Genomic DNA, 1194 nt, shown 5'->3' with positions numbered 1-1194 from the left:
TAGAGGGTAACAACCCCGTAGTCGAAACTTCGTTCTCTCTTGAATGTATCCTGAGTACGGCGGAACACGTGAAATTCCGTCGGAATCTGGGAGGACCATCTCCCAAGGCTAAATACTCCCTAGTGATCGATAGTGAACCAGTACCGTGAGGGAAAGGTGAAAAGCACCCCGGAAGGGGAGTGAAAGAGATCCTGAAACCGTGTGCCTACAAATAGTCAGAGCCCGTTAATGGGTGATGGCGTGCCTTTTGTAGAATGAACCGGCGAGTTACGATCCCGTGCGAGGTTAAGTTGAAGAGACGGAGCCGCAGCGAAAGCGAGTCTGAATAGGGCGTTTAGTACGTGGTCGTAGACCCGAAACCAGGTGATCTACCCATGTCCAGGGTGAAGTTCAGGTAACACTGAATGGAGGCCCGAACCCACGCACGTTGAAAAGTGCGGGGATGAGGTGTGGGTAGCGGAGAAATTCCAATCGAACCTGGAGATAGCTGGTTCTCCCCGAAATAGCTTTAGGGCTAGCCTTAAGTGTAAGAGTCTTGGAGGTAGAGCACTGATTGAACTAGGGGTCCTCATCGGATTACCGAATTCAGTCAAACTCCGAATGCCAATGACTTATCCTTAGGAGTCAGACTGCGAGTGATAAGATCCGTAGTCAAGAGGGAAACAGCCCAGATCGCCAGCTAAGGTCCCAAAGTGTGTATTAAGTGGAAAAGGATGTGGAGTTGCTTAGACAACTAGGATGTTGGCTTAGAAGCAGCCACCATTTAAAGAGTGCGTAATAGCTCACTAGTCGAGTGACTCTGCGCCGAAAATGTACCGGGGCTAAATACACCACCGAAGCTGCGAATTGATACCAATGGTATCAGTGGTAGGGGAGCGTTCTAAGTGCAGTGAAGTCAGACCGGAAGGACTGGTGGAGCGCTTAGAAGTGAGAATGCCGGTATGAGTAGCGAAAGACGGGTGAGAATCCCGTCCACCGAATGCCTAAGGTTTCCTGAGGAAGGCTCGTCCGCTCAGGGTTAGTCAGGACCTAAGCCGAGGCCGACAGGCGTAGGCGATGGACAACAGGTTGATATTCCTGTACCACCTCTTTATCGTTTGAGCAATGGAGGGACGCAGAAGGATAGAAGAAGCGTGCGATTGGTTGTGCACGTCCAAGCAGTTAGGCTGATAAGTAGGCAAATCCGCTTATCGT

The 1194-nt window shown here is 50.8% G+C and carries 1 rRNA gene (cut by both window edges); it reads left to right on the top strand.

The features are described from left to right. A 23S ribosomal RNA gene (locus DPQ31_RS29145) occupies positions 1-1194 on the top strand (it extends past both window edges: 491 nt to the left, 1618 nt to the right).

Source organism: Bacillus sp. COPE52, assembly GCF_003355115.1.
GTDB lineage: Bacteria > Bacillota > Bacilli > Bacillales > Bacillaceae_G > Bacillus_A > Bacillus_A toyonensis.
The sequence above is the reverse complement of the archived record's forward strand: the minus strand, read 5'-3'. Positions and strand labels throughout refer to the sequence as shown.